30 protein-coding genes and 1 riboswitch are annotated in these 26341 nt (G+C 40.4%); of the genes, 8 read left to right on the plus strand and 22 right to left on the minus strand.

What is annotated here, in order from left to right; genetic code table 11:
• Positions 1–124: 124 nt before the first annotated feature.
• Entirely contained in the window at positions 125–835 is a 711-nt protein-coding gene (gene dapD, locus ACXAFV_RS18795; RefSeq protein WP_475128706.1) for a 2,3,4,5-tetrahydropyridine-2,6-dicarboxylate N-acetyltransferase, read from the minus strand.
• A 90-nt stretch (positions 836–925) separates the two neighbouring features.
• Positions 926–1807 (minus strand): LysR family transcriptional regulator, encoded by an 882-nt coding sequence (locus ACXAFV_RS18800; protein WP_475128707.1) that lies wholly within the window; start codon positions 1805–1807, stop codon positions 926–928.
• 116 nt (positions 1808–1923) lie between these two features.
• Between ACXAFV_RS18800 and ACXAFV_RS18805 the strand changes: the two genes are divergently transcribed.
• Complete coding sequence (locus ACXAFV_RS18805; protein WP_475128990.1) at positions 1924–2643, plus strand: sulfite exporter TauE/SafE family protein; 720 nt, start codon at positions 1924–1926, stop codon at positions 2641–2643.
• Here the strand turns inward: ACXAFV_RS18805 and ACXAFV_RS18810 are convergent.
• From ACXAFV_RS18810 to ACXAFV_RS18820, 3 genes are all read right to left on the minus strand, one after another.
• Entirely contained in the window at positions 2632–4131 is a 1500-nt protein-coding gene (locus tag ACXAFV_RS18810) for an MDR family MFS transporter (RefSeq protein WP_475128708.1), read from the minus strand. The genes ACXAFV_RS18805 and ACXAFV_RS18810 overlap by 12 nt on opposite strands.
• 131 nt (positions 4132–4262) lie before the next feature.
• Positions 4263–4700 (minus strand): cyclic-di-AMP-binding protein CbpB, encoded by a 438-nt coding sequence (gene cbpB / locus ACXAFV_RS18815; protein WP_475128710.1) that lies wholly within the window; start codon positions 4698–4700, stop codon positions 4263–4265.
• A gap of 207 nt (positions 4701–4907) precedes the next feature.
• Positions 4908–5153 (minus strand): YkuJ family protein, encoded by a 246-nt coding sequence (locus ACXAFV_RS18820; RefSeq protein WP_032089035.1) that lies wholly within the window; start codon positions 5151–5153, stop codon positions 4908–4910.
• A 151-nt stretch (positions 5154–5304) separates the two neighbouring features.
• On the opposite strand from ACXAFV_RS18820, the gene ACXAFV_RS18825 reads away from it, so the two are divergent.
• Both ACXAFV_RS18825 and ACXAFV_RS18830 read left to right on the plus strand, forming a co-directional pair.
• A complete protein-coding gene (locus ACXAFV_RS18825) occupies positions 5305–6252 on the plus strand; it encodes an MBL fold metallo-hydrolase (protein WP_475128712.1) in 948 nt (315 codons plus the stop codon).
• 4 nt (positions 6253–6256) lie between these two features.
• Positions 6257–6490, plus strand: a complete 234-nt coding sequence (locus ACXAFV_RS18830; RefSeq protein WP_475128714.1) for a glutaredoxin family protein — start codon at positions 6257–6259, stop codon at positions 6488–6490.
• Between the two features lie 51 nt (positions 6491–6541).
• On the opposite strand, the gene ACXAFV_RS18835 is transcribed toward ACXAFV_RS18830, so the two are convergent.
• From ACXAFV_RS18835 to ACXAFV_RS18860, 6 genes are all read right to left on the minus strand, one after another.
• Positions 6542–7048, minus strand: coding sequence for a DUF3993 domain-containing protein (locus ACXAFV_RS18835; RefSeq protein WP_475128717.1), 507 nt, complete (start codon positions 7046–7048; stop codon positions 6542–6544).
• 304 nt (positions 7049–7352) lie between these two features.
• The gene (locus tag ACXAFV_RS18840; RefSeq protein WP_475128720.1) at positions 7353–7592 is read right to left on the minus strand and encodes a hypothetical protein; all 240 of its coding nucleotides are present in this window, start codon (positions 7590–7592) and stop codon (positions 7353–7355) included.
• Between the two features lie 127 nt (positions 7593–7719).
• Positions 7720–8943, minus strand: a complete 1224-nt coding sequence (locus tag ACXAFV_RS18845) for an EAL domain-containing protein (protein ID WP_475128724.1) — start codon at positions 8941–8943, stop codon at positions 7720–7722.
• A 271-nt stretch (positions 8944–9214) separates the two neighbouring features.
• Positions 9215–9982, minus strand: a complete 768-nt coding sequence (gene fadH, locus ACXAFV_RS18850; RefSeq protein ID WP_475128725.1) for a 2,4-dienoyl-CoA reductase — start codon at positions 9980–9982, stop codon at positions 9215–9217.
• Between the two features lie 128 nt (positions 9983–10110).
• Positions 10111–10326 (minus strand): hypothetical protein, encoded by a 216-nt coding sequence (locus ACXAFV_RS18855; RefSeq protein ID WP_475128726.1) that lies wholly within the window; start codon positions 10324–10326, stop codon positions 10111–10113.
• Positions 10327–10507: 181 nt separating this feature from the next.
• Complete coding sequence (locus ACXAFV_RS18860) at positions 10508–12583, minus strand: sensor domain-containing protein (RefSeq protein ID WP_475128730.1); 2076 nt, start codon at positions 12581–12583, stop codon at positions 10508–10510.
• A 219-nt stretch (positions 12584–12802) separates the two neighbouring features.
• On the opposite strand from ACXAFV_RS18860, the gene ACXAFV_RS18865 reads away from it, so the two are divergent.
• Together ACXAFV_RS18865 and ACXAFV_RS18870 are read left to right on the plus strand one after the other, a co-directional pair.
• Positions 12803–13099 (plus strand): hypothetical protein, encoded by a 297-nt coding sequence (locus ACXAFV_RS18865; RefSeq protein WP_475128732.1) that lies wholly within the window; start codon positions 12803–12805, stop codon positions 13097–13099.
• A gap of 572 nt (positions 13100–13671) precedes the next feature.
• Positions 13672–14139, plus strand: a complete 468-nt coding sequence (locus ACXAFV_RS18870; protein WP_475128734.1) for a YkyB family protein — start codon at positions 13672–13674, stop codon at positions 14137–14139.
• A 91-nt stretch (positions 14140–14230) separates the two neighbouring features.
• Here the strand turns inward: ACXAFV_RS18870 and ACXAFV_RS18875 are convergent, their stop codons facing one another.
• On the minus strand, positions 14231–15133 hold the full coding sequence (locus ACXAFV_RS18875) for a chemotaxis protein (protein ID WP_475128735.1): 903 nt from the start codon (positions 15131–15133) through the stop codon (positions 14231–14233).
• Positions 15134–15330: 197 nt separating this feature from the next.
• On the opposite strand from ACXAFV_RS18875, the gene ACXAFV_RS18880 reads away from it, so the two are divergent.
• Positions 15331–15531 carry a hypothetical protein gene (locus ACXAFV_RS18880; protein WP_475128737.1) on the plus strand — a complete coding sequence of 67 codons (201 nt, stop codon included), beginning with the start codon at positions 15331–15333 and terminating at the stop codon, positions 15529–15531.
• A 66-nt stretch (positions 15532–15597) separates the two neighbouring features.
• On the opposite strand, the gene queE is transcribed toward ACXAFV_RS18880, so the two are convergent.
• From queE to corA, 4 genes are all read right to left on the minus strand, one after another.
• Positions 15598–16323 carry a 7-carboxy-7-deazaguanine synthase QueE gene (gene queE, locus ACXAFV_RS18885; RefSeq protein WP_475128738.1) on the minus strand — a complete coding sequence of 242 codons (726 nt, stop codon included), beginning with the start codon at positions 16321–16323 and terminating at the stop codon, positions 15598–15600.
• Positions 16320–16754 (minus strand): 6-carboxytetrahydropterin synthase QueD, encoded by a 435-nt coding sequence (queD, locus tag ACXAFV_RS18890; RefSeq protein ID WP_475128740.1) that lies wholly within the window; start codon positions 16752–16754, stop codon positions 16320–16322. The genes queE and queD overlap by 4 nt, the downstream gene beginning before the upstream one ends.
• Positions 16754–17416 carry a 7-cyano-7-deazaguanine synthase QueC gene (gene queC, locus ACXAFV_RS18895; protein WP_475128742.1) on the minus strand — a complete coding sequence of 221 codons (663 nt, stop codon included), beginning with the start codon at positions 17414–17416 and terminating at the stop codon, positions 16754–16756. Before queC ends, queD begins: the two co-directional genes overlap by 1 nt.
• A gap of 178 nt (positions 17417–17594) precedes the next feature.
• Positions 17595–17639, minus strand: a riboswitch (PreQ1 riboswitch).
• A 241-nt stretch (positions 17640–17880) separates the two neighbouring features.
• Positions 17881–18918 (minus strand): magnesium/cobalt transporter CorA, encoded by a 1038-nt coding sequence (corA, locus tag ACXAFV_RS18900; protein WP_475128744.1) that lies wholly within the window; start codon positions 18916–18918, stop codon positions 17881–17883.
• A gap of 220 nt (positions 18919–19138) precedes the next feature.
• Here corA and ACXAFV_RS18905 point away from each other — a divergent pair, with 220 nt between their 5' ends.
• On the plus strand, positions 19139–20296 hold the full coding sequence (locus ACXAFV_RS18905) for an aminotransferase A (RefSeq protein WP_475128745.1): 1158 nt from the start codon (positions 19139–19141) through the stop codon (positions 20294–20296).
• A gap of 45 nt (positions 20297–20341) precedes the next feature.
• Here the strand turns inward: ACXAFV_RS18905 and ACXAFV_RS18910 are convergent, their stop codons facing one another.
• On the minus strand, positions 20342–20518 hold the full coding sequence (locus tag ACXAFV_RS18910) for a hypothetical protein (protein WP_475128747.1): 177 nt from the start codon (positions 20516–20518) through the stop codon (positions 20342–20344).
• 901 nt (positions 20519–21419) lie between these two features.
• Here ACXAFV_RS18910 and ACXAFV_RS18915 point away from each other — a divergent pair.
• Entirely contained in the window at positions 21420–22097 is a 678-nt protein-coding gene (locus ACXAFV_RS18915) for a GNAT family N-acetyltransferase (protein WP_475128749.1), read from the plus strand.
• Between the two features lie 123 nt (positions 22098–22220).
• Here the strand turns inward: ACXAFV_RS18915 and ptsP are convergent, their stop codons facing one another.
• The 5 genes from ptsP to ACXAFV_RS18940 form a co-directional block, all read right to left on the minus strand.
• Entirely contained in the window at positions 22221–23942 is a 1722-nt protein-coding gene (ptsP, locus tag ACXAFV_RS18920; protein ID WP_475128751.1) for a phosphoenolpyruvate--protein phosphotransferase, read from the minus strand.
• The gene (locus tag ACXAFV_RS18925) at positions 23942–24208 is read right to left on the minus strand and encodes a phosphocarrier protein HPr (protein ID WP_032089054.1); all 267 of its coding nucleotides are present in this window, start codon (positions 24206–24208) and stop codon (positions 23942–23944) included. The genes ptsP and ACXAFV_RS18925 overlap by 1 nt, the downstream gene beginning before the upstream one ends.
• A gap of 279 nt (positions 24209–24487) precedes the next feature.
• Complete coding sequence (locus tag ACXAFV_RS18930) at positions 24488–24748, minus strand: hypothetical protein (protein ID WP_475128753.1); 261 nt, start codon at positions 24746–24748, stop codon at positions 24488–24490.
• Between the two features lie 109 nt (positions 24749–24857).
• Positions 24858–25640: an ABC transporter permease gene (locus tag ACXAFV_RS18935; RefSeq protein WP_475128754.1), complete on the minus strand. Its 783-nt coding sequence runs from the start codon at positions 25638–25640 to the stop codon at positions 24858–24860.
• Between the two features lie 14 nt (positions 25641–25654).
• Positions 25655–26272 carry an ABC transporter ATP-binding protein gene (locus tag ACXAFV_RS18940; RefSeq protein ID WP_475128755.1) on the minus strand — a complete coding sequence of 206 codons (618 nt, stop codon included), beginning with the start codon at positions 26270–26272 and terminating at the stop codon, positions 25655–25657.
• Positions 26273–26341 lie beyond the last annotated feature (69 nt).

Consider the following 26341-nt stretch of genomic DNA (forward strand, 5'->3'; position numbering starts at 1 on the left):
TGCCTTTCTCTCTTATCCCTATACAAAAAGAACAGACGAAAGGTTTTTCTTTCCGTCCGTTCTTTCATGAGATTGTTATAATAGTAGAATCTTTTCGTAAAGTTTGTTATTTACCACCTTTAAATTAAAGCTGGCGAAGCTCCTGCTTGATTTCGGTTTTTGATTTTGTTTTTTCATCAATGTCTTTAAGCTTCTTAGCTGGTGTACCTGCCACTACAGTGTATGGAGGTACATCATCGACGACTACCGCTCCTGCTGCAACAACTGAGCCTTTTCCTACCGTTACGCCTTCCAATACAACAGCGTTCGCACCAATCACGACGTCGTCCTCGATAATGACCGGTTTTGCGGAAGGAGGCTCAATGACACCTGCGAGTACAGCGCCTGCACCAATATGACAGTTCTTCCCTACAGTTGCACGTCCGCCAAGAACCACGTTCATATCGATCATTGTACCTGCACCTACGACCGAACCGATATTGATGACAGAACCCATCATGATTACACAGTTTTCACCGATTTCCACTTGATCTCTGATGATTGCGCCTGGTTCGATGCGGGCTTTAACACCTTTAAGATCCAATAGAGGAATTGCAGAGTTTCTGCGGTCATTTTCCAGAACATAGTCTTCAATTTTTTCACTGTTTTCTTCCAGCACCTTCGAGAGTTCGTTCCACTCTCCGAAAACAACGCCGGTACTCCCTTCAATGAAAGCTTGTGAAGAAGATCCAAAGTCGATCCCTTCCAATTGCCCTTTTACATAAACCTTTACAGGTGTTGATTTCGTACTATTTTGAATAAAAGAGATAATCTCGTTCGCGTCCATCATTTTCATGCTTTTCCCTCCAAAATTATGTATAAATTCAGATTCTTTCTTGATTTACTTTATCAAATTAAAGGGTAGAAGACAACCAAAAAATCCTGATTATACAGAATTTCCATCAAGGAATTCTTTTACAACATTAACAAAAGCATCGACTTGCCTGAGTTGAAAGGCAGACTCATACCCAAGCAGCCAAGTATCGCGGTGGATAAGTGTGTCATGTTCATCGACCAACGGAAGCTTATAAATATTCTCTTCCATTCCATTCAAGGTGATTGCGGGCAGGATGGCATAGCCTATTCCATTCAGCGTCATTTGTTTGCACGTCTCGATTTGGTCAACGACGATTGTACGCTTAGGGGTCGTTTGAAATTGTCGGTGCCACCATTCCTGAATTTCCTGATAATAATTAGAGTCACTTTTAAATTGAATGAACGGCCTGTCTGTTTTCATCACTTCTTCGATCGATTGAATTTCACGATCGACTAGATACAACGTATCTTGAAATAAATGATGTTTCGGCCCTTTCCAGTCCGGTGTACCCCGGATGATCCCGATATGGACTTCATCTTCATAGATGGCTTTCAGGATTTCGCTGCTCCATCCCGTCATAAGTGAAATTTTAGCGTGGGGGTAAGTTTCGACAAAGCGCTTCAGCACTTTTGGGAGCCAATTCTGTCCCACAATTGAAGCACAGGCAATTTTCAAAGTACCGTGGACTTCATTTTCCATTGCTTGGATTTGTTCTTTTACCATCTCTTGTCTCCCGAGCATTTCATCCGCTAATTTGACGACAAGCTCCCCTGCCGGTGTCAAAGACAGCCCTTTTTGTGAACGTAGAAAAAGTTTGGTTCCCCATTCTTTTTCTATATTTTGCAGCCGTTGTGATAATGCAGGCTGAGAAACAAAAAGCCTTTCAGCTGCCTTACGCATATTCATTTCTTGTGCTAAGACTTGTAATAATTGATATTCAGTAAATGCCATATAACAACCTCATAAGTTTTTCTTATATTATATCTTAAAATAAATAATATTTCATTATCAGATAATATGGAATACACTGTAAGTATCAAAGATCGGCGAGGTGAAGAAAATTGGAAGTGCTTTTGTTTATAACTGGGATGACTGTTGCATTTGTGGGTACTCTGGCAGGGAGCGGGGGGTTGATCGGAATGCCGATGATGCTGCTCCTCGGCATCCCCGTTCACACAAGTATTGCTACTGCTAAATTCTCTAATATCATCAGTTCATCTTCAAGCTTTGTTTATTTGCTTAAAGACCGGAAAGTGACCCTAAAGGAGTGCCTCCCCATCATTCCACTTGCATTGGCAGGGGGCATCCTTGGTGCGTTTCTTGCTGACAAAATAAATCCGGCAGTCCTCGAATGGATGGCTTTTTTCTTTTTATTACTGGCCCTGCTCTTAAGCTTGTTGAAAGGATTCCAGCCTGAAAGAAAAAAAGAAAATTACACGCTCCCGTCAGGGAAACTTTTCTTGATCAGTATGTATGACGGTTTATTCGGACCCGGCCAGGCGACGCTCATCATGTACACTCACTTGATGCACGGTCTAAATTATCTAAAGACCGTAGCGTTGACAAGATTTCAAACCTTTGTCAGCTGCCTAGGCGCTTTCATTATGTATGTCAGCAATGGCCATGTCGACTGGATGACTGCAATCCCATTTGCCTTAGGTGCACTGATCGGGGCTCAGCTGTCTGTCAGATTAGCTTCGAAGGTTTCCATTAAACAAGCAGGGATTTTATTAAATATCATTACTTTCATTTTAATTTTACAAGTGGGAATGCGCCTATTCCTTTAAACCTCTATCTTTGGGCAGAAACATGATCCCAATAAAACTTACTATAGCAAAGATAAGTACTACAAGATAAACGGTGTGAAGCGAAGACGTTAACCCATCCTGAAGAGTCTGTAGTATTCCTGGGGATAGACTTGCTCTTTCTGACTCGCTTAATAAAGCATTTACTCCATCAAGGGACAATTCATTGTCTGCTTCAGACTTTTGGAGATAATCCTTCAACCTGCTGTTGAGGATTCCTCCAAGCAGGGCAGCTCCAATGGTCGTTCCCAGATTCCTCATAAACATATTCGTTGCAGTCGCTATTCCCCTTACCTTCCATTCAACATTGGATTGGATGGAAACGATAAAGGCTGTAGAAGATAATCCCATCCCGACTCCGATAAAGAAGGATCCACCTGCTGCCCATAATGGTCCAAAGGAGGGTTGCATAAACACAAAGAAAGATGCTCCCACTATTAGAGAAATCCCCCCGATCAACGAAGTGATGAAGTAGCCGGCTTTTAATAATAGACGGCCGGCGATTGTGGCGGAAATCGGCCATCCAATCGACATAGCCGTAAGCGTAAAGCCAGCAACTGTAGCGCTTCTTTCCATGACCCCTTGAACAAAAGCAGGCAGAAAGCTTGAAATACCGATCAGCATGATTCCGGTTGTCAGTGAAACCATATTCGCTACCAGAATGGAGCGGACCTTCCATAAATCAAAAGGCATCATAGGCTGCGGCGTCCTCATCTCATGATAGATAAACACGGCAAGTGACATGACCGATATATTGACGAGTAAAATCGTCTGCCAGGAGTTCCATGGGAGGCGGACACCACCTTCTACTAACACGATCATCAAGGAAGAAACGGATAATACAAGTAACGCAGCTCCACCGTAATCAATTATTGGTTTTTTCTTTTCAATATTCTCATGCAAGAAGAGCCAGAGTCCAGCAATGGCGAGGAGACCAAGAGGGATGTTCACCCAAAAAACATAACGCCAGCTCACATATTCAACAAGAATTCCCCCGATAAGCGGGCCACTGATTGCTGAAATCCCCCAAACACTGGATAAGTACCCTTGGATTTTGGCGCGTTCTTCTTTCGTATAAATATCCCCTACTATCGTCGTTGCCATCGGAAGTACCGCACCCGCTCCAAAGCCCTGGATGAATCTGAATACTATCAGCTGTGTCATGGATTGTGAAAACCCGCAAAGTACAGAACCTATCATGAAAATGACGATACCTGTTGTAATGATCGGCTTCCTTCCAAATAGATCAGATAATTTCCCATAAATTAAAACAGTGACAGCATTCATCAATAAATAGGCGGAAAATACCCAGCTATAGAGTGAGAATCCCCCTAAATCCCCAACAATCGCAGGCATTGCCGTTGATACGATCGTCGCTTCAATTGCACCCATAAACATAGCCAGCATGACGGCTATTAATACATAGGTTCTTTTTGTCTGCTTCAATTCTTGCTTCCCCAAACTGCTCATCGTGTTCTCCTTATATTAGTCTTCAATGAAAGAGGATGACAAGTTATGCCATCCTCCTCGATTTATTAGGGAGTTCCCCTCTATGGGGTCTCCGAGTATTCCATACTTTAACACTTTTCATTTTACAGATGTTAAGGATTATAGATGTTACGTCTAAGCTGCTTCAACATCACTCTTCTGGTCATGATCCCTTCAAAATATCCATCTGCAGAGACTACACACAAGAATGGGTGATCAATCAAGAGTTCTACCGCTTTTTTGAAATCAGCATCGAATGATATCGTGGGGAATTCCGTGGTCATGACTTCCTCTACTTTCATTGTTTCAAGCTTTTCAAACTCAAACCGCTCCAGTCCCAGAACTGCATCTGTTATTAGAGATGAGCTGATGAGTCCTTGAAAACGAAACGCAGAATCAAGTACCGGTATGGAGGAATATCCGCTTTTTGTGAGTAACAACAAAGCATGTTCAAGAGAATTACCCATCTGTACGTGAGCGACCTTCTCTGATGGAATGATAAATTCTTTAATATTCGTTTCTAAAAATTCCTTACTACTTAATGAAATCATGTAAAACCCCTCATTTTTTATGAATGTTTCATTTAGCATGGTTCTAAGTGCCAATCTTTTTATATTCATTTACAAAATAGCACCACCCTAATATTAACACAGGAGAAGAAAAATGTAGTAATTTTAGCTTCATAAATAACAAAAAATGGAATTGTTTGCACAAAAAAATAACCAAACAAGACTCGATCTCATCTGGTTATCTTAGCGTTATTCTTGATTTGCTTCTTGCAGCAGTTCGTATATTTCAATGGCTGTGATGTCAATGTTGTCAAAAGGAAAACTGCTTCCTTTTTCATTCATGACCTCAATTTCGAAGGTATCCTGTTTCGGTAAATACTTTACCTCACAGATCTTCTTTCCGTTGTATTCAAAAAAACGCTGTTGAGTTTCCCCTTGTTCACCTTGTTCTTGCAATGTCTTTAATCTTTGTATGATTCCAAGAAGCTGAGACATAAGCAGTCTCTCCTTTCCTGTTCTAATTCTTTTTTCATAGCTTTTGCATTGTACCAAATTCTATCCTGTTAAATCTAATGTTTTGCCCTAATACAGATAAAAATCCTATATAATGAAAAAAGGACAACTGACTAAGAAAGGATTTGTTAAGATGAGTATCAAGCGTTTAGATTCAAGGATATCATTAGTAGACCTAATGGATTTGTCATTAAAAGAACGGACAGGGAGCTATATCATTCAAGAAGAATCACTTGCGATCATTGAAACATCTGCCAGTCCTTCAATCCCATATTTAAAAAAAGGTCTCTCTAAGTTAAACATTAAATTAGAAGATATTCAATACATAATTCTGACTCATATCCATTTAGATCATGCCGGTGGTGCGGGACTTTTCCTGGAAGAGTGTCCTTCAGCGACCATCATCGTCCACCCAAAAGGGTACAGACACATGAATGATCCTTCCAGGTTGATCGCCGGGGCAAAAGCGGTATACGGTGACGAATTTGAAACATTATTTGCACCTATCAAACCGATCCCGGAAGAACGCATGATGGTTAAAAATCATGAAGAAACCTTAAAACTTAGTGAAACGTGCACTCTCACATTCTTTGATACACCAGGTCATGCCAACCATCACTTCAGCATTTACGATCCTGTTTCAGGCGGTATGTTTACTGGTGACACATGTGGAATCCAATATCGGACAGAGGAAGCATCCTTCTATCTCCCTTCCACATCACCCAACCAATTCAACCCTGATTCAATGAAGTCAGCGATCCATTTTTTCAGGGATAAGAAATTAAACCGCATTTATTTCGGTCACTATGGGATGACAGAAGACGTGGAACATGCTCTTACTGAAGTTGAAATGTGGCTGGATCTGTTCATGGAAAAAGCACAAAAAACATTTTCTCCCGAGGTTTCCATGGAGGAAAACGTTGAAAAACTCTCTGCTGAACTATTTGATATGGTGAAAGATTCCTTAATCCGAAAAGGAATCGATCATCATCACTCACTCTTTCAGCTATTGGAACTTGACATGAAAGTTTCTGCAATGGGAATTGTGGATTACTTAACAAAAAAAACAAAAGGGGAATGAAATTTTGAAAAAAGTCACTTTATACACCCAGCCGGATTGCCCTCCTTGCGAGGTGGTGAAGCTCTTCCTGAAAGAATATAAAATCGACTACCTTGAAAAAAATATTAAAGAAGACAATGGAGCAAGAGATCATTTGGTCAACGAGTTGAAATCTTACTCCACTCCAACAATCACTGTCGACGATACAGTAATCTCAGGTTTTGACTTGGAAGCACTCAAAATGGCATTGAACATATAAATCATTACACAAAAAAGATACCTCATCACACTGGAGGTATCTTTTTTAATTTTATTCTCTGTGAGACTTGATGTTGTCCGGCACTTCATTTGTTATGGAAGATACCTTCCAATCACCTTTAACTTTAGTTAATACAACTGCTTCCACTCCTGCAGCTGATGATACCGGACCTTCTTCTTCACCTGTCCGCTCTTCCCATATGTACCACTTTTCATCTGCATACTTTACTTTGGTGGACTCATCGTATTTGAAGAATGGAATATAGTATGGTGCAAAGTCAGAACCAAACGTTTGATATCCATCCTCTACTTTAACGACATTTTCTTCAATGAATGAGTCTGACAAATCCTCTGTAAAGGAAGTGTCGAGCTTGCTCTCAATGGCATCGAGAGATTGAGGCTTCTCACTTAAAGAGACTTGTATTTGGAATGCTTCCTTTACAAAAGCCATTGCCTGCTTTTCCTCGAACGTGGAAGCCTGGGTCTGATTGACTTGTCCACATGCTGCTGAAACCAGCCCGATGATCATAAATAAGAGCAATAATCTTCTTTTTGCCATTTTATTCCCCTCCTTAAAATAATTAGGTGAATCTATTGTAGCAATTGAAATTTGTCGATTGGCTAAGTTCTGTTCGAAAAATCCCTACATTGATTGACATCGTTTTCACTTATTTGTCAATTTCCCGGTGTTTTTGGAACTTAAACGCCACGAACACTGGAATTTATAACCAAAAAAAGCTTGGAAAACTAAAAATGTTTTTCCAAGCTTTTTTACAATCATGGCTCTGTTTCATACAGATCCCCGTTTTCGTGCTGCTGCCGAGACTAGTTAAGGCCCATCAATTAGCCTTACGAGAGCAAAATTAATATGAAAAATTAAACGAAAGATACAAAATCATAACCACCACGAAAACGGTAAATACTAAAATCGCAAGAAACACCGGATTCCGAATATAGGGATGCTGCTTAACAGCCTCCGGAATATCTGTATCAAAATCCCCTTTTAACCTCTTCTCCTGCCCTGCAATCTTAAATGTGTAATAAACTGAATATCCAGCTACTCCTATTGCAATTAATGAGAGCAGTATTATAAAAATACTCATCCGAGCCCCTCCTTTATTGTTCCTTTACAGATAATTTCCCCTAAAGGGAAAACCCTATTCAAGGAATAGTGGATGGACTTCCGTCAGTGACTGAGGCTGAGCCAATAACTGTTTTTGCCAGCTGTTTCTAGTAAAGCAGGCTTTCTTCTTCAAACAAAAACTCATACGATAAATCCATAAAGAGGTATAATCCATTCCCGAATGGATAAGAGTATGTGCGTATGGGTTCCCCAGAATCAATATCACTGTAGATATCCGACAATAACCCTTTTTTATTGATTCTCATTCTGATGATATTTTCCAAGAAATAAGGGCGCCAGCTCCAATTCTTTCCCTTGAACCGCTGATGGAGTTCCCAATTACCATGTACTTTCAGGATATTACTTGTGACCTGAAACCCGTTCTCATCGCATATATACAATCGAAAGCACTTATCTGTGAATGTGACCGCGAGTCCGGTGAGCAGGTTATCAAAGTCTTCTGTTTGTTTTTTCAAATGTGATAGTGTTTGAGTGATTTCTTTATGTAAATCATCAGCGAATTGATAACCTGCTTCTAAATGTTTCTTTTCATAGCGAATGAAATCCTGACACTTTTCCTTTAGTTTGTCTTTTAGGATATCCCCTTTCAAAAAAGTATCAGAAGGATGCTTTAGATAATAGCCTTGATAATACCTGCCGCCATTCAACCACGCAAACTGCAGCTGATAGTTAATTTCGATATTTTCGAACAGGAGTGAAGCTCCAATCTTTCTTGCAAGCATGGAAAGACTGAATAAAATATCTTTATACATCTTGTTTCCTGCATCATTACGCAGTTGTGAAAGATCGACTTTCAGGATATCCGGAGAGAATTGTGACAGCCTGTCAAGCTCTCCCATGTTTCCGCCAACATTGTCGATGGCGACTTTTATTCCATATGTTTTATAATATAGAAGAACATGTACAAGCTGTTCAAAATCGCCGTGAAATGTCTTCTCGGAAAGCTCTAATACTATTCGATTCAGCTGAAGTCCTTTGTCTTTATAGTGCTGCAGTAATTCCAGGAAGGATTCCCCATGATCGATCATGAGCAGCCTTGCATCCCGGTTGATAAAAATCAATCCTTCCTGATTAGCTGAAACGAATTGTTCAAGCGCCTTTCCCGTCACTCTCTCATCGACTTCCATCTTATATTCATCAGGAATATCATTACCAGTAAAAAAAGGGCCGAGACTTACTGCCTCACCATTGTCCTGAATGATCCTGCCCAGCACTTCATAACCTATTATTTTATGTTCATCCGCGCTGAAAACCGGTTGAAAATAAGGAATGACTTTCTCAATATTTGAAATAACATCTAAGGGATCCATAAGCACTCCTCCAACCCTAAACACTTTTTTGCATAATTATAACATATGACCCCTTTATTAATTAAGTTCTAATTGAAATAGCAAGTTACGCTGGTATGAAAAACACTACTATCGAAAAATCGGCAATAAAAAAGAATGCAAAAACTTAAAAGCATTCTACCTCACTGAAAAATTTGATACTGTAGAATTTACTTGCTTTAAGTGTTTGCATTCTGTAGAGCTACGGTTTTTATTTATTATTATGTTCGCTCAATTGCATAAATGATTGGTTTTAAAATGGAAATTGATTCAACCACTGTCCCCCATCCAAGGTGATGCATTCTCCATTCATGTACGCAGCTTGTTCAGAAGAAATAAAGTAAGCAAGCCCCGCAATCTCTTCAGGAGTCCCCAACCTTTTCAAAGGTACACTTTCAATCGTACGTTTGGCAGCTTCCTCTGAAACCCATAATTTTTCTGCTCCTCCTGTTCGTTCAATTGGTCCCGGGGCGATGGCATTGGTACGTATCCCATACTTGTGACCCCATTCAACAGCAAGCGTCCTCGTCAATGACAAGACTCCTGCTTTTGCCGCAGCAGAGTGAGCTACACCGGCCCCTGCATCCCAAGCGTATGTAGCCACCATATTGATAATCGAGCCTTTATGCTTTTCTGCAATCCAATGATTGCCCACTGCATGGGAACAAAGGAAAGTTCCATTTAGAACGATATCAATGACAGACTTCCATCCGTTAGGTGTCAGTTTTTCAACCGGACATATAAAATTTCCGGCTGCATTGTTGATCAACACATCAATTTTACCGAACTTCTCTACAGTGAATCTAACCATTGCGTCGGAGTGCTCAGGTTCTCTCACATCCATCTGAAATACTTCCAGTTCCCCTTCAAGACCAGCGTACTCTTCTTTTACAGACTGAAGCCTCTCTTCATTCCGTCCCGTGATGAGGACATTCGAACCTTTTTCAAGGAAAAATTTTGCCATGTATTTCCCCATCCCATTGGATCCCCCAGTGATGATCACCGATTGTTTTTCTGCCATTTTTCTTCTCCCCCTCTTAAAATGAATGAATATTCACTCATTATCTTATCACAAATCTTTTCCATACAGCCAGCTTCTAACGTAAAAAAATCCGGCACATGATGAAAATCACATACCGGACAGATCATTTAACTATCTTGATTATTAACAATGGTTTCATGCAGTTGCGCCAAAGCTTTAATAATCGTCTTATTTCTTCTATATCCTTTTGCTTCGACAGAAACATGATCAAATGTAACGATGACATGACCTAAAGATCGAGGAGTATGAAAACCGTGTACATACACCTTTACAGTCCCTCTATCGGTAGGGAGAAATAGGATTTCCATTTGCTTCTTTTTCATCTTAATCCCTCTCCTTTATAAACATTGCTTAATAAAAGGGCTTACGATTTCTGCTCCGATGCATTCAGTATTTAAATCTCTTTAGTAAGGAGTATGAGGAAATCTACTAATACGCCCTTTATTTTAACATAAGTCATCCCCATACACCTGTCAAATCCTAAGATCATACAATTCATTCGGTTTAAGCATGGACATAGTGCTCTAATTCCTCGGGACCTTTTGGCTTACTGAAGTAAAAGCCTTGCGCTTTCTGGCACTTTGCTTCTTTTAGGAAATGAACCTGGCCTTCTTTTTCTACACCTTCAGCAATCACTTCCAGGCCAAGGCTGTGGGCGAGATGAATGATTGTTGTCGTAATTGCTGAATCCTTTTGACTGTATCCGATTTCCCTAACGAATGATTGATCGATTTTTAAAATATCGATAGGAAATCTTTTTAAATAATTTAGTGATGAATAGCCCGTTCCGAAATCATCCACCGAAATAAATACACCCAGCTCCTTAAGTTTCTTGAGCACCTTTAATGTTTGCTGGGTATCCTGCATGGCCCCTTCTGTAATTTCAATTTCAAGACATGTTGCAGGAATTTCATACTTGGCAAGGTATCCTCGTATCGTTTCCACTAACTGCTCTTGAAGAAATTGTTTGGGAGAAATGTTTATCGCGATACGTACATTTTTATACCCTTTTTTTCTCCAATTTTTTAATTGGAGGCATACTTGCTCCAACACCCACTCTCCGATCCCGTGAATGAGTCCCGTTTCTTCTGCCAGCGGGATAAACTGTCCTGGAGAAACAAAACCGAATTTCCGATTATTCCATCGAATCAACGCTTCAAAGCTGTCGACATTGCCAGTTGATAAATTCATCTGGGGTTGGTAGTGAATATACAGTTCTTCTTTCTCTATTGCTTTTCTCAAATGTGATTCCATAATAATATAATTGGGAAAGCTTGACTCCATGTGAGTTTGATAAAATCTGTAATGGGCCCTCCCTTTTTCTTTCACCTGAAATAAAGCCTGTGCCGCCTTTTGGATAAGTGAATTGGCGTCGTACCCATCTGCAGGGTAACGGCTTACCCCGATGGAAGGACTGATATAGAACTCCTGATCATCTATCGTGAATGATTGATGAAATAGGGATAGTACTTCCCCTGCTTTTTTCTTTGTATCTTCCATGCTGCTATTCTTCAACAAATAGATGAATTCATCGCCCCCCTGTCTATAAAGAAGACAATGTTCATCAGTCAAGGTCACTAATCGTTCTGAAATTTTACTTAGGAATCGGTCTCCCCCTTTTAATCCAAGGGTATCATTCACAAATTTAAATCGATCTAAATCCAAGTATAGAACCGATAACTCCTGTTCGGTATCCTCCATCGATTGGACGAACAGGGGAAGATGTTCATCTAAGGCTTTTCGGTTCCAAAGTCCGGTCAATTGGTCATGAAGTGCCATATAATGAATCATTTCATTTTGCTCGTAGGAAATTGTATTATCCTTGACAATGATATAACATCCGTCAAACTTCTCTTTCACCACAATCGGAACAGCTTTCAGGCTTGTGACTTTGTCCTTTCTCTTATTGGTTTTTATCAAACAATGCTCCAATGTGGCAGGTGTGCCGCTTAAAGCCATTTCTAAAGTCTGCTGAAGGTCTTCCTTTATCGACGAGTGAAAAAGCTCAAAGATACTGGTATTCACCAGGTGGCTTTTTTGATAACCAGTCAATTGACAGCTGGCAATATTTGATTCCTTTATTACTCCATTTGAATCCAAAATGAATATGGCGTCTAAATTATGTTCGATTATCGATTTATATCTGTTTTTCGCATTTGTAAGCCTTTTCTTTTCTCTCATCAAAGGAGTGACATCTCTAGTGATTGACACCACATATTCTATTTCTTCCAATTCATTTTTAATAGGTGTCAAAATCGATTCATTCACTACCTGTTCCCTGCCTGGCAGCCTTATCGTGTCCCTGAAGATAATCGTCTCTTCATTTTCTACCAATTGAACATACTTCTCCTTGAGCCGTGCTGCCAGCTCTCCTGTAAGTACTTCATCCAGCAGCCTTCCCATATCTTCATTTTTAATATCCGTACTCTTCTTTGCTGATTCATTTATATATACATAACGAAATGAAGGTCCTTCTTCGACTTTCATAATAAAGATTAGGTCATTTATATTTTCTAATACAACTTCTTTTAAGACCGTGTCCAACATATCATGTTCTTGTTTCTTGTTTAATGCCTGCATGAATTTCATCCTCATCGCGTGAACTTGGTTGATTATATTTTCCTATTTATATTGTACTAGTAATCGATCCCAATTCCTATATACTTGTGTGAAAATTCAATTTCTACTTCCCTTTAAGTACTTTAGACCCACAAATCCTCTATATGGCTTTTTCTTTTTAAACAGGCTCACAGTCAAGAACCTGACCATACAATAATAAGGATAGAGAGGAGGTTATTCATGTATCATCGCTCATTTATTCCTTATAGTAACTACAACCACCCGGCCATGAGAGGATATGATCAGCGTTTCTTTCCTTTTTTTGGTCTTCCGTTTATAGCGGGAGGATTAGCTGGTCTTGCCATCAGCCCATTTTTGTTTAACAGACCTTGCTGCCCGCCGTACTATCCTCCATACCCGCCTTATGGAGGTTATGGAGGTTATGGAGCTTATGGCGGCGCACCTTATGGAAACAATTATGCCCCTTCTCCGTACAATGTTACGGAAAATATCAATATCTACCCGCAAAGAACCTAAAGCGGAGGCGGCTCGTTCAGCCCCGACAAGCATAAGGTGAATGGGCCGGGAAGGCGATTTTTGCCTTCTTGGACCATTTAACTTATGACCTCGAGGGGCTAGCCGCCGGAGCTGGATGATAACAAAAGCGGAGGCGGCTCGTTCAGCCCCGACAAGCATAAGGTGAATGGGCCGGGAAGGCGTTTTTTGCCTTCTTGGACCATTTAACTTATGACCTCGAGGGGCTAGCCGCCGGAGCTGGATGATAACAAATGCAAAGGGGCTTTGCTCAGAGGCGTGTGGCATAAGGCGAACCGTCCACGAAGGCGCTCTTTGCCTTCTTGGACGGGTTGACTTATGACATGTGCCTCTAAGCGCCGGAGCTGGAAGAACCTAAAGCGGAGGCGGCTCGTTCAGCCAATAAACAATCAAACATGCCATCCAAAAGAACTGATCATTTTAACATGATTCAGTTCTTTTTTGCTTTTTCTAAAACTTAGCAGTTTTCTAATAATAAATTATTTTCATAACCTTTCCAACGATAGGAAAAGAATGTATAATAGTAGGGAACAAAACAGAAAGGAGCCAAAAACTTGAGAAATACTAGTAAAAATACCTCTTCCTCCACATCAGTAAATACCCTCTCTCAAGCCATTTTCACTGTTAATCGACATGCGAAGACTGCCGGTAACCCAAAATACTTGTATGCATTAAAAAAACGCGCATTGATGAAAATGATCCGTGAAGGTAAAGCCAAAAAGGTAGGACTTCATTTTTCAAAGAATCCTAAATTCAGTCAGCAGCAATCAGATGTCCTGGTTGATTGTGGTGAATACACCTTCCACATCCCTCCTTCAAAAGAAGATTTTAAACAATTGCCTCACCTGGGAACACTCGATCAATCCCTGAGAAATCCGAGAAGTAAAATGGGGCTTCAGCATGCAAAGGGCATCTTGGAAGAATATACCGGAATGTCTGATACTGATGATAATCATAAAAAACAAGGAAAAAACAGTTATCAAAAACCTGTATTTAAAAAGCTGGGCGACAGCTTCTTTTAATACCTTGAAAATTTAGCGCATTAACGCATATCCCCTCTAAAGGGTAGAAATGGCTGTATGACTTTGAACTGTCATACGGCCATTTTTTTCATCACAACACGTACTGATCAATTTTCGTTATAAGTTCTGCTATCTCAGGCTTGCTTACTTGTTCCTCTGCACCAACCATTTCACCTTTATGCCGTAAATCATTCGTAATCAGTGAAGAAAAAATGATGACCGGCAGCTTCTTTAGCACCGGATGACTTTTAATTCTCTTCGTGAGATGATGGCCGTCCATTTGAGGCATTTCAATATCTGTAATGACCAGTCCGACCAAGTCTTCGATGGGGCCGATTTCATTTGCAAGGGACTCAAGAAAAGCCAATGCATCAGTTCCATTCTCAAAAAATTCCACAGATTCGTAACCCGCCTCCGTCAATGTTTCATTGAGAAGTTTTCGAAGAAGCGGTGAATCTTCAGCAGCCACGATTCTTTTATTCCTTCTTTCTCTTGGTCCGAGCTTTTTCACTTGTTCAAGGTGTATCCCGGATTCAGGGTTGATTTCAACCATGATACTTTCAAAATCCACCATTAAAACCATGGAATCTTCACGCTTCACCACCCCGATGATGCCAGATTTTATACCCGAATACATTTCGGATGGTTTTTCAATCTGGTTCCATGAAATACGGTGAATCTGAGTGACATTATGTACATGGAAAACCACTTTTTGTTTATTGAACTCACACACGATAAATTTAGACTGAGGTGAATCTTTTTCTTTAAGACCCAGTACTCTCGCCATATCCACTACGGGAAGTACTTCTCCCCGCAATTGAATCAGTCCCTTCACATGAGGATGAGAGTGCGGGATAGGTATGACCGTGGTTGGTAGAATGATTTCCTTCACCTTTATTACGTTAATTCCGAATTTATTATCCTGAACTTCAAATTCAACCATTTCAAGTTCATTTGTCCCGCTTTCGAGCAGGATCCCTTTTGAATCATTCATTTTCAATACGTCCTTCCCTTAAATAATGCAATGTTCATGCGGTCCTAAATACCTTACATATTTTATATCGAACAATTCCTGTACTTGTTTACACATTTTGTAGTGAAAGTAAGAATGCACGCCAGACTTATTCTTAATTTTTTTTCACATACATCAATACTGATTCAGCAAACTAAAGTAAGGAGGTGTAATCAATAATGCCAGAAAGACGAGATGCGGAGAATAGAAGGGTTCTTGATTTTGAAGAAATAAATGGTCACATTCTACCTGCACAGTATTCAACCCCTCTATTTGCAATAGGCAAAAATAAAGATGGTAACGATGACTTTGATGAAGTTTTTTATGTAGAGGGAAAAAGCGGCATAGACCGCGATCAAGATGAAAATTCAAGAAAATAAAACAAATTTCATCAAAAAAACGATTGGAGATAGAACCTCCAATCGCTTTTTTTGTCCTTATATTTACTACACGCCCCGCTTATTTCCCCAGACAAGCGTATGCAGCTGAGGGAGAACGCGGACGTGATTTAATTCTTCATCAAGTGAGACCTTATCAATCAATGTTTCGTAATCATTCAGTAAATCAGAAACCAACTTTTTTGTATTTTCTTCCATAACTTCAGGATTTCCAGTCTGGATATAGAATGGAACTGATGGATATCGTTGATGAACCACCTTTGCATATTCAAGATCTCCATCATTAAAGACAACCACTTTCAAGCTGAAGGTAGACTCATTCTCAATCAAATTCTGAATGATTAAGTCCAATTTTTCAAAATCCGTCTTCATTTGTGAACTAGGCGGTTTGGGTGAGATGGTTAAATCATCGATATCATAAAACCAGTCCTGCCATCTGCTTCCCTGAGTTTCAAGTGCTGACTGAATATTTTTCTCCTTAAAGATGTACAGAAGCTCATGTAAACTCGCTAGAAGAGCAGGGTTTCCTCCAGAAATCGTTACATGAGAAAAACGACCCCCGCCTATTTCTCTTAATTCATTCCATATTTCTTCAGCTGTCAGTAGTCTGATATCGTCTTTCGCAGAGCCGTCCCAGGTAAATGCTGAATCACACCAGGCACAACTATAATCACATCCAGCCGTTCTCACAAACATTGTTTTTTGCCCGATGACCATGCCTTCTCCTTGTATGGTCGGACCGAATATTTCTAAGACAGGGATTTTCTTCATCATGCTCTCCCCTTTTTAGGTCTGTATATTACATAAGATGTAGGAGTTTCCCGTAAAAACACCTGCAGGCACTGAGGGCGATGCTCCAACGTATCCAAGTGCTGCTGCACAATTTCACATATTGTCTTGGCTACTGCTTCGGTGGTAGGGAATTTCATGGAATCGTGATTTGAAAACCTGCTGTCTTCATTTAGAAGAGAGTGGTCGAACCGCTTATGAATCAACTTTTTGATATGTTGAAAATTAATGAGAAAACCTGATTGATCCAATTCATTTCCGCCAATTGTGATATTGGCAAAGTAGGTATGACCGTGTACCTTCTGACAATCCCCTGCATCCTCATGCGGTATATAGTGTGCCGCTGCGAAATGCATATCTTTATTCAGTTCGAATTCATAATCATGTTGAGGAGTCGGATAAATTTGCTGCAGCATTATTCCTCTCCTCCTTTTTTACTCTCTATATAATCTCTCAAACCTCTTTGTCTCAATTCACATGCCGGACATTCACCGCACCCGTCACCTTTTACACCATTGTAGCAGGTTAACGTATTTTTTCGGATATAATGCAGTGCATCGAGACGATCGGCCATTTCCCATGTTTGGGCTTTATTGATCCACATCAATGGGGTATGAATCACAAATTGTTCATCCATTGATAGGTTAAGGGAGACATTCAGTGATTTCACAAAGATATCCCTGCAATCGGGATAGCCACTGAAGTCTGTCTCACATACACCGGTTATGATATGTTTTGCACCAATCTGCTTTGCCAACACACCTGCAAATGACAGGAACAACAAGTTTCTTCCAGGTACAAATGTAGAAGGTAATTCACCTTCTTCTTGAGTGATTGCTTCATCATCCCTCGTCAATGCACTAGGTGCCAGCTGATTCAATAAACTCATATCCAGTATATGATGGGGAACATGTAAATCCTTTGCTATTTCTTTTGCACAGTCCAGTTCTGCCACATGCCGCTGTCCATAATTAAAGGTTACTGCTTCCACTTCTTTAAATTCTTTTTTTGCCCAGAACAAACAAGTGGTGCTGTCCTGGCCGCCGCTAAAGACGACTAATGCTTTTTCTTGATTCATTGCCATTCTCCTCTCTTTCTTTAGGCATTGATCTTCGCCTTGAAAAGAAGAAAAAGATTCTTTATAACTCTATAATCATGCTCTTCCCTCTGAATCTATCTCCTGCCAGAGTGAAGGCTGTAAGTAACAGCCTGAGAAAACCCGCTTAAACAAAAACAAACGACACCTAAGGATGCCGTTTCCCTTAGTTTTTTATAGAGGGTTGTGCTAGAACCTCTCGGGAATTTATATAATCCCAATTCTTCTTTTGTCCTCACTCAATATACCGCGTTTTTTATTAAAAATCCACCATTTAGAACATTTTTTTATTTCGGGGATTGAGAAATTGGTGGATACTGCCGTTGAAAATGCATGGCTCATGCAAGAAAACAAATAAAGAACCAGCGGACATAAAACAGGTCCGCTGGTTCTTCATTGACTGGAATTAAAAACTGGTTCATGTCCATTCAAGTATTGCATGTAAACTATTTTAACTTCAGCAGCCGTCTTTTTCGCCTTCTTTTTCTGGCCCCGAATTTAAGCCACCCTATTTTCACAAAGAAGCCAAACATGATGCACGCAATCGCGACCATTACTCCAAGCACAATGAAATACCCATTATGCTCATTCAATTCAGGCATGTAAACGAAGTTCATTCCATAAAGTCCCGCAATAAATGTAAGAGGCATGAAAATCGTTGTGATGACCGTTAATGTCATCATGATATTATTCATTTTATCAGAATTGATGGAGAGATAATTATCACGAATGTCTGCAGAAAATTCCCGATATGACTCCAGCATCTCAACTTGTTTGATCAGGTGGTCATACACATCATTAAAGTATAATTGCTCTTCTTTCAACGCATTCAATTTGCCAGAATTACTGATCCTGTACATTAGGTCCCGCATTGGTACAAGGGTTCTTCTCAATTTGGACATTTCATGACGGATATCGAATAATTCATCCATCAGGTTTGAATCTGAATCCTCATTCGTATTTTCCTCAATGGTATTCAAGCGATCTTCAATGCTGTAAATCAAAGGAAAATACTCATCGACCAGCCTATCCATGATACCATGCATGATGGTAAACGGACTCAGCTGTCCACCATCTTCTTTTACCATTTTCCATAGGTTATTTATTTCGCTGACTGGTTCTTTATGGAACGTTACGATGAATCTTGAATTCACGAAAAGATTCACTTCGTATGATTCCAGCGTTTTACGTCTGATCGCATGCATCAACACAAATATATATCCATCATAAAAATCCAATTTAGGCCTCTCACTAAAATCATCCAGGCAATCTTCTATTGCAAGCGGATGAAATTGAAAGAATCGCTTCAACATACGAATATCCCTCTCGGTCGGTTCGTTAAAATCAACCCAGTACCATTTCACATCACTTTCCTTCACTCTGGATACCGGCACATCCTGGAGGACATCGCCATCATATAAAATTGCAGTCGTTCTAATCATTGCTGTATCACCTTCTACGCCTATCTTTACTTTTCTACCCATTCCCCTTTTCTATTCTATTCAAACAAAATCATTCCTTTAATCCAGTAAAAAATGATAAAATATGTAGCAAATTAAGAAAAGCGCAAGCGCCTTGTTCAGCCCCGACAAACGCTCTTTGTCCGGCCGGTGAAGTCGTTTTTTGACTTCATTGGCCGGACCGAAACGTCTCGAGGGGCTATGCGCTGGAGCTGGACAATTCTCAAAAAAGTAGGTGTACATCTTGGAACAATACTTAAATCCAAATGTAAAGGAAATCAAAATCTCGGGTATCAGAAAGTTCTTTAACATGGTGGCTGACATAGAGGGCATGATTTCCCTTACCATCGGACAGCCTGACTTCCCCACTCCTTTACATATAAAGGAAGCTGCAAAGAGAGCAATCGATGAAGACTTTACTTCCTATACACATAATGCAGGATTTCTCCAGTTAAGAGAAGCTGCTGCCGCTTTTGTCGGTACAAAATATAATGTTCATTATCGTCCCGATTCCGAAGTCATTGTGACAAATGGTGCTTCCCAGGGAATAGATGTAGTACTTCGTTCGATTTTAGAACCAGGAGATGAATGTCTTCTTCCAGGACCTGTATATCCTGGATATGAACCCATCATCCATCTGTGCGGCGCAAAAGCAGTCCATATAGATACAACAGAAAACGACTTCAAGGTCAGTGCGGAATCAATCGAGAAACATATTACAGATTCAACAAAATGCATTATCCTTCCATACCCGTCCAATCCTACAGGAGTCAGTTTGAACACAGAAGAATTGAAGGAGATTGCCTCCGTGCTCAAAGGGCGGAACATCTTTGTAGTGGCTGATGAAATTTATAGTGAATTGACATTTGAAGGGACTCACCGTTCAATCGCTGAATTTCTTAGAGACCAAACCATCATGATCAACGGCCTTTCGAAGTCCCATAGTATGACAGGCTGGAGAATTGGGATGATATTCGCTCCGGAATGTATCAGTAAACATTTATTGAAGGTCCATCAGTACAATGTTTCCTGCGCATCTTCTGTCTCTCAGAAAGCAGCATACGAAGCTTTGACCATTGGAATAAATGATGCAGAGGATATGAAGAAGGAATATAAAACACGAAGAGATTATGTATATAAGCGGTTACGGGAAATCGGTTTCCCTCGTGTGGTCCTGCCTGATGGTGCTTTTTATTTCTTCGTTAAAATCCCGGACAAGATTGATATGACATCATTTGAATTCGCACTTGCCCTTGCACAGGAAGAAAAAGTGGCTGTGGTTCCCGGGGATGCCTTTTCTAGATATGGCGAAGGATATGTACGCCTTTCTTATGCATGCTCTTTGGAACAGTTAAAGGAAGGGCTCTCACGCATTGAGTCATTCATTACCAGCCATATGTAAAATTGAACAGACCTTGATTTAAAATCCAAGGTCTGTTTTTTTCTGCTATTTTTTTAATTCTCCGTTGTTTTTAGAAGCTTTTTCTTTTTTGGCTTTATCTTTGTGAATCTTATTCGTTGCTGCACTGCCAAATTCATGTGCGAATTCTTGATTCAACTGGGAGGAATCAAATCCTTTTTTATTTTTTTGCTGCGGATCATTCTTTTTCGTACGTTTTGCCATATTCCCACACCCTCTTCTCTTTTTGTATTCCTTTTCAGAAACACTACAGTTAGTATTTATCGGCCATGGAGGAAGTATTCAAATCAAAACTCTGTACAAAATCTGGCATTAAAAGTGGACAAAAAAAAGACTGCCCAGCAATATACTGAGTCAGTCAAAAAAAAGGAAAAGGGGGTGTTAGTGAGAAATTAATCTCCAATTTCATGCTTGCTTATAGATTACCCGCCTTACAGAATAACTAAACCAAAAAATAAAACTTTTTTAAAATTTTTTTGTTTTGTTAATATGAACTGATTAATTACACTGATCCAGCTGTTGTTTGGAGTACTAGATGAAGACGAAGACTCCAAAGGCGTGTGGCATAAGACGAATCGGCAGCGAAGGCGTGCTTTGCCTTATCGGTCGATTTAGCTTATAGTTTAGCTTGTAACGTGGATATTTTTAGTAAGTGACTGAATAAATCCTAAAATTCAAAGATTATTGCCCGGAATTGAAAGAAAAAATCTAGTTTTCGAAAGATTATATGCCAAAATTAAAAGATTCCCCCGATTCACCCCGTTTCGTAGGCTGCATTATACCGCTCATCGAGCAATAACGCTGATACACCTAATACTGCGAGTGCAGCCATTCGTATACTGCGTCAACAACGTCTATAGCCCCCGTAAACCTCAATAAAAAACCCATCATGACCTCTGGGGGCTAGTCACCGGAGCTGGACATGATCTGCTGTGAGAATGCCAGGAGGCGCACGGGCCGCCCGCGGAAATCGAAGTCTTGCACGGAAATCAACAGCGTTTAGAAAAATGAATGTTTTTTAAAATTATTTTTGTGAAATATCTTTAAAAAAGCGCTTTCATAAAGTATAATGAACAAGTAAATTTCTGATGAATGAGGTTCGATCATGTATCGAAAACAACAATTTGTCTTCAGAAACAATCAAATACATAAGGCTATTATTCGAAACTATGCCACTTCGGATTTCAACGGACTCATTGAAATCCAGAAGCGTGCATTCCCTCCTCCATTCCCTCCGGAATTATGGTGGAATAAGGAACAACTGGCAAGTCACATCAACAACTTCCCATTAGGTGCACTCTGTGTTGAAATTGACGGAAAGATAGCCGGCAGCATGACCGGTCTGATCGTCGATTTCGATGAATCTCATCCTGACCATACTTGGGATGACATAACGGATCAAGGATACATACGCACCCACAATCAGCATGGAAATACTCTTTATGTAGTCGACCTGTGCATCGACCCTGACTTCCGTGGATATAAGCTTGGAAAAGTATTAATGAATGCCATGTATGAGATTGTGGTTCATTTGCAGCTTGACCGTCTTTTAGGGGGCGGCCGCATCCCTACTTACCACAAATTTTCTCATATCTTCACCATAGAGGAATATGTAAAAAAATTAACTGCCGGTGAATATAAAGATCCTGTCATCACATTCCTGCTTCAATGCGGAAGAACGCCGTTAAAAGCTGTAAAATGCTATCTTGAAGATAAAGAATCATGTGATTATGGATTATTGATGGAGTGGAGAAACCCTTTTCAAAAAAAACATAAAAAATAGGATTGAAAGAGTAACTCTTTCAATCCTTAGAAAAGGGGGAAATGAGAATGAAAAGGCCATTTGAGTGCCTCAACTTCTTATTCTTTATTACATTACCCCCATTTCCATCCTTTAAACGTCTTTTTAGACTTCAGAAACAGCTTTTTCGACCGCTTTGATGACCTCGTCATTTGTGTCAAGTCCGAGTACTTCTTCAGCAAGCTTTTTCATATCGCTTTGATTCAGGCGATGGATTTGAGAGCGTGCTCTTAAAATGGAAGTAGCACTCATTGAGAACTCATCCAAACCTAGTCCAAGCAAGATAGGTACGGCAATTTCATCGCCAGCCATCTCACCGCACATGCCTGCCCATTTTCCTTCTTTGTGAGCGGCATCGATGACCATTTTCACAAGGCGCAGGATAGCAGGGTTGTATGGCTGATACAGGTAAGACACACGTTCGTTCATACGATCGGCTGCCATTGTATATTGAATCAGGTCATTTGTACCGATTGAGAAGAAATCGACTTCCTTGGCAAATACGTCGGCCAAGACAGCAGTTGATGGAATTTCAACCATGATTCCCACTTCAATTTTATCAGCTACATCTGTACCATTCTCTTGAAGTGATTTTTTCTCTTCTTCGAGAATTGCTTTAGCTTCTCTGAACTCCTGTAGGTTCGAGATCATCGGGAACATGATCTTCAAGTTACCATAAGGACTTGCCTTCAATAATGCCCTTAACTGGGTACGGAAGATTTCCTGCTCGTCCAGGCACAGACGAATCGCACGATACCCTAGGAAAGGATTCATTTCCTTAGGAAGGTTAAGATATGGAAGTTCTTTGTCGCCCCCGATATCAAGCGTACGCACGACAACAGGTTTATCCCCCATGCCTTCCAATACTGCTTTATAAGCCTCGAATTGTTCTTCCTCGGTCGGAAGCTCGTCACGCCCCATGTATAGGAATTCCGTACGATAAAGGCCTACCCCTTCACCGCCGTTGTTCTTTACACCTTCTAAATCTTTCGGCGTTCCGATATTCGCTGCCAGCTCTACATGGTGACCATCCTTGGAAACGGTCGGCTCGTTTACAAGCTTAGCCCATTCAGCCTTTTGCTCTTCATAGCGGGCATGCACTTTCTTATATTCTTCAATGACCTCAGGTGTTGGGTTAATATGTACTTCCCCATTCAAGCCGTCAACGATTATCATGTCACCATTTTCAACAGAAGAAGTAATCGACTTCGTACCCACCACTGCAGGAATTTCCATTGAACGTGCCATAATGGCAGAGTGAGAAGTTCTGCCTCCGATGTCTGTTGTAAATCCTTTAACAAACTGACGGTTTAATTGTGCAGTGTCAGAAGGAGTCAGGTCCTCTGCAATGACAATCACTTCTTCAGTAACCATACTTGGGTTGGCAATTTGAACTCCAAGTAAATGAGAAAGGACGCGTTTCGTTACGTCTTTGATATCCGCTGCACGTTCTTTCATATATTCATTGTCCATTGATTCGAACATGGAAACGAACATGTCGGCAGTTTCTTTAAGAGCAAATTCAGCGTTTACATTTTCAGTCTTCACTTTATCTTCAATAGGTGTCAATAATTCTGGATCGCTTAGTACTAAAAGATGCGCTTCAAAGATTTGGGCTTTATCCTCACCCAGGTCTTCCCTTGCCTTATCCCGGATCGCTTCAAGCTCTGATTTAGAAGTTGAAATTGCAGCCTGAAAACGAGCTACTTCTTCGTCTGCATTCTCAACTGACTTCTTTTCGAAGCTTAAATCAGGTTCTACCAGACGATAAGCTTTAGCAATGGCAATCCCGTTAGATGCCGCAATGCCTTTCAAGATGCTTGACATTACTCAGCTAAACCTTCTTTGTTTAATGTTTCTTCCAAGCTCTTCAATGCTTCTTCTTCGTCGCTGCCCTCAGTAATGATCGTAATTTGTGCATCTTTACCGACACCTAAAGACATAACACCCATGATTGATTTTAAGTTTACTTTCTTTTCTTTGTATTCAAGATGTACATCGCTGTCGAATTTGCTTGCCGTTTGAACCAATAATGTTGCCGGACGAGCATGAATTCCTGTTTCAGCTGTAACTGTAAATGTTTTTTGTGCCATATGAATCGACTCCTTATTCAACTTTGTATTTGGTTGCTTCATAAAAGTAATGGATAATGAAGAAAACGTCAACTATTTCTAGCAAATAATCCATTCTCCCTATAAGCCTGCTCAATAAAAAAGAATAGCATGCAATGAAGATATACACAATTGTTAAGCTTTATTTTTTTAGTATTTCATATATTTGCCACTATTATGTTTGATATTCCATAAAAAGCCCATAAAAAAAGGAAGGCTCCAACTCTGGAACTGTCCCTTTTTCCTGTATGATCAAGAGGATTACTTTTCCAATGTTGCAGATTTCTTTTTTAATGTATTATATCCAATCCTTGCTTTGATGACGGTTCCACGGAGAGTCATTTCATGATCTTCAGAAATATTGGTATAGACATTGACCAAGTCACACATGCAGCGGGCAAACAACTCTGTTACCTGCTTCAGGTCTCTTTGATCATGACCGGGATGATCTTTCATCAATTCTTCTATTACATCCATTGCCAGGCTTTTCACACGAAGGGCTTGCTCAGTTTCGTATTTCATAAATAATTCTCCTCCCTATTCTTCTTTCTCTATCATATGCAGTCATATGAGTGTAAAAGAACGGGAGGACTCTACTTTCTATCAATTTTATTAAAAAGGAAGCTTCACCTTAAATATTCAATTGGGAATGCTTAGTGAAGAGGAACTTATAGCCTAAGTAAATGAACAGAATCACCGTTAACGCCACACTTCCCACGATTCCGAGCAAAATGGCGATTTGATACTCAATTGCCACCAAAGGACTTACACCAGAAAGAATCTGGCCGGTCATCATTCCCGGCAGGAAAATGATCCCCATGCCGATCATATTATTCAGGGTGGGAAGGATGGCCGAGTCGAAAGCATTATCAACATATTTCTTGGATGCTGCTTTTGGTGTAGCCCCAAGCATCAATGCCCCTTCCACTACTTCTCTTTGATCTTTCAGCCCGCCAAGGAGCGTATTGAGCCCCAATGTGATGCCGGTCATCGAATTTCCCACGATCATCCCTGCTATCGGAATGAAATAACGCGGCTCGTACCAGGGGGTGAAGTGAATGACTATGATATTGAAATAAAACAGGCAGCCCAGTGTCCCAACCCCCATCGCAATACTGACCGTGGCTTTAAGCTGTTTACTTAACTCGTGTTTCACCTGCCTAAAGACATTCCGTATTGCGAAGACCTCCATTACTAAGATGATCAACAGCGTCAGCCACGGACTCGGGTTGTCAAAAATATAAGTCAGGATGTATCCTGCAACGATCAATTGGATTGTCATCCTCAACGACGCAATGATGATTTGCTTTTCCCGCGAAATCCCTCTTAGTTTTACGATGATCAACAAGAGCAGGATGAATGCATAGGCTGCAACGAATCTCCAAAGCTCGATATTGATGATTCCTTTTTCCACCTGTTAATCGCTCCCTACCTTTTAGATATCCTTATTATTTCGTCACCATACTGCTCCGCCACGTTCATTGAATGAGTCACCATGATCACTGTTCCTCCATGATTCCCCGCTGCTTCAATAAAGCTCTTCATCACTTCTAATTCAGTTTCTTCATCTAAAGCGGAAGTCGGCTCATCCAGCAGATATACTGCAGGCTTCATCAGAAGGACCCTCCCGAGAGACAAGCGCTGCTTCTCGCCGCCGGATAAATCTTTTGCATCTGTATCCAGATCCTTGTTCAGTTTCACTATATTAAGAGTTCTATTCAGTTCCTCACGGCTTGCTGTTTGCTTTTCAGAAAAGAGCAGGCCTTTTTGAAGATTTTCTTCTATCGTGTCACCAAAAAGCAAAGGGGTCTGAGAAATCATCACCACTTCCCTTCGCAGACCTACCGGGTCCATATCTTTGATTGAATTTCCCTTATAGTGAATCGTGCCTCTGTCAGGTATGTACATTTTATTGAGCATTTTCAAGAGGGTGGATTTACCCGCACCACTTTCTCCGATGATACACGTATTCTTCTTTTCAAGAATGTCCATCGCTTCAATTTCCAGTATATCTTTGTAGAGCAGGCCTTTGATGGTAAATAACATGATCTGCACCTCTCTTTCCGTTATTCACTGTTATCTTACCCTATCTTGAATCGAAATAAAAAAGCTGAT

The sequence above is a fragment of the Rossellomorea sp. ABR4_012 genome (genome assembly GCF_056159545.1).

Excerpts from the sequence above, each read along its gene's own strand:
- dapD (WP_475128706.1), bottom strand. The coding sequence starts at position 835 with ATGAAAATGATGGACGCGAACGAGATTATCTCTTTTATTCAAAATAGT.
- ACXAFV_RS18800 (WP_475128707.1), bottom strand. The coding sequence starts at position 1,807 with ATGGCATTTACTGAATATCAATTATTACAAGTCTTAGCACAAGAAATG.
- ACXAFV_RS18810 (WP_475128708.1), bottom strand. The coding sequence starts at position 4,131 with ATGAGCAGTTTGGGGAAGCAAGAATTGAAGCAGACAAAAAGAACCTAT.
- cbpB (WP_475128710.1), bottom strand. The coding sequence starts at position 4,700 with ATGATTTCATTAAGTAGTAAGGAATTTTTAGAAACGAATATTAAAGAA.
- ACXAFV_RS18820 (WP_032089035.1), bottom strand. The coding sequence starts at position 5,153 with ATGTCTCAGCTTCTTGGAATCATACAAAGATTAAAGACATTGCAAGAA.
- ACXAFV_RS18825 (WP_475128712.1), top strand. The coding sequence starts at position 5,305 with ATGAGTATCAAGCGTTTAGATTCAAGGATATCATTAGTAGACCTAATG.
- ACXAFV_RS18835 (WP_475128717.1), bottom strand. The coding sequence starts at position 7,048 with ATGGCAAAAAGAAGATTATTGCTCTTATTTATGATCATCGGGCTGGTT.
- ACXAFV_RS18840 (WP_475128720.1), bottom strand. The coding sequence starts at position 7,592 with ATGAGTATTTTTATAATACTGCTCTCATTAATTGCAATAGGAGTAGCT.
- ACXAFV_RS18845 (WP_475128724.1), bottom strand. The coding sequence starts at position 8,943 with ATGGATCCCTTAGATGTTATTTCAAATATTGAGAAAGTCATTCCTTAT.
- fadH (WP_475128725.1), bottom strand. The coding sequence starts at position 9,982 with ATGGCAGAAAAACAATCGGTGATCATCACTGGGGGATCCAATGGGATG.
- ACXAFV_RS18855 (WP_475128726.1), bottom strand. The coding sequence starts at position 10,326 with ATGAAAAAGAAGCAAATGGAAATCCTATTTCTCCCTACCGATAGAGGG.
- ACXAFV_RS18860 (WP_475128730.1), bottom strand. The coding sequence starts at position 12,583 with ATGCAGGCATTAAACAAGAAACAAGAACATGATATGTTGGACACGGTC.
- ACXAFV_RS18865 (WP_475128732.1), top strand. The coding sequence starts at position 12,803 with ATGTATCATCGCTCATTTATTCCTTATAGTAACTACAACCACCCGGCC.
- ACXAFV_RS18875 (WP_475128735.1), bottom strand. The coding sequence starts at position 15,133 with ATGAATGATTCAAAAGGGATCCTGCTCGAAAGCGGGACAAATGAACTT.
- ACXAFV_RS18880 (WP_475128737.1), top strand. The coding sequence starts at position 15,331 with ATGCCAGAAAGACGAGATGCGGAGAATAGAAGGGTTCTTGATTTTGAA.
- queE (WP_475128738.1), bottom strand. The coding sequence starts at position 16,323 with ATGATGAAGAAAATCCCTGTCTTAGAAATATTCGGTCCGACCATACAA.
- queD (WP_475128740.1), bottom strand. The coding sequence starts at position 16,754 with ATGCTGCAGCAAATTTATCCGACTCCTCAACATGATTATGAATTCGAA.
- queC (WP_475128742.1), bottom strand. The coding sequence starts at position 17,416 with ATGAATCAAGAAAAAGCATTAGTCGTCTTTAGCGGCGGCCAGGACAGC.
- corA (WP_475128744.1), bottom strand. The coding sequence starts at position 18,918 with ATGGGTAGAAAAGTAAAGATAGGCGTAGAAGGTGATACAGCAATGATT.
- ACXAFV_RS18910 (WP_475128747.1), bottom strand. The coding sequence starts at position 20,518 with ATGGCAAAACGTACGAAAAAGAATGATCCGCAGCAAAAAAATAAAAAA.
- ACXAFV_RS18915 (WP_475128749.1), top strand. The coding sequence starts at position 21,420 with ATGTATCGAAAACAACAATTTGTCTTCAGAAACAATCAAATACATAAG.
- ptsP (WP_475128751.1), bottom strand. The coding sequence starts at position 23,942 with ATGTCAAGCATCTTGAAAGGCATTGCGGCATCTAACGGGATTGCCATT.
- ACXAFV_RS18925 (WP_032089054.1), bottom strand. The coding sequence starts at position 24,208 with ATGGCACAAAAAACATTTACAGTTACAGCTGAAACAGGAATTCATGCT.
- ACXAFV_RS18930 (WP_475128753.1), bottom strand. The coding sequence starts at position 24,748 with ATGAAATACGAAACTGAGCAAGCCCTTCGTGTGAAAAGCCTGGCAATG.
- ACXAFV_RS18940 (WP_475128755.1), bottom strand. The coding sequence starts at position 26,272 with ATGTTATTTACCATCAAAGGCCTGCTCTACAAAGATATACTGGAAATT.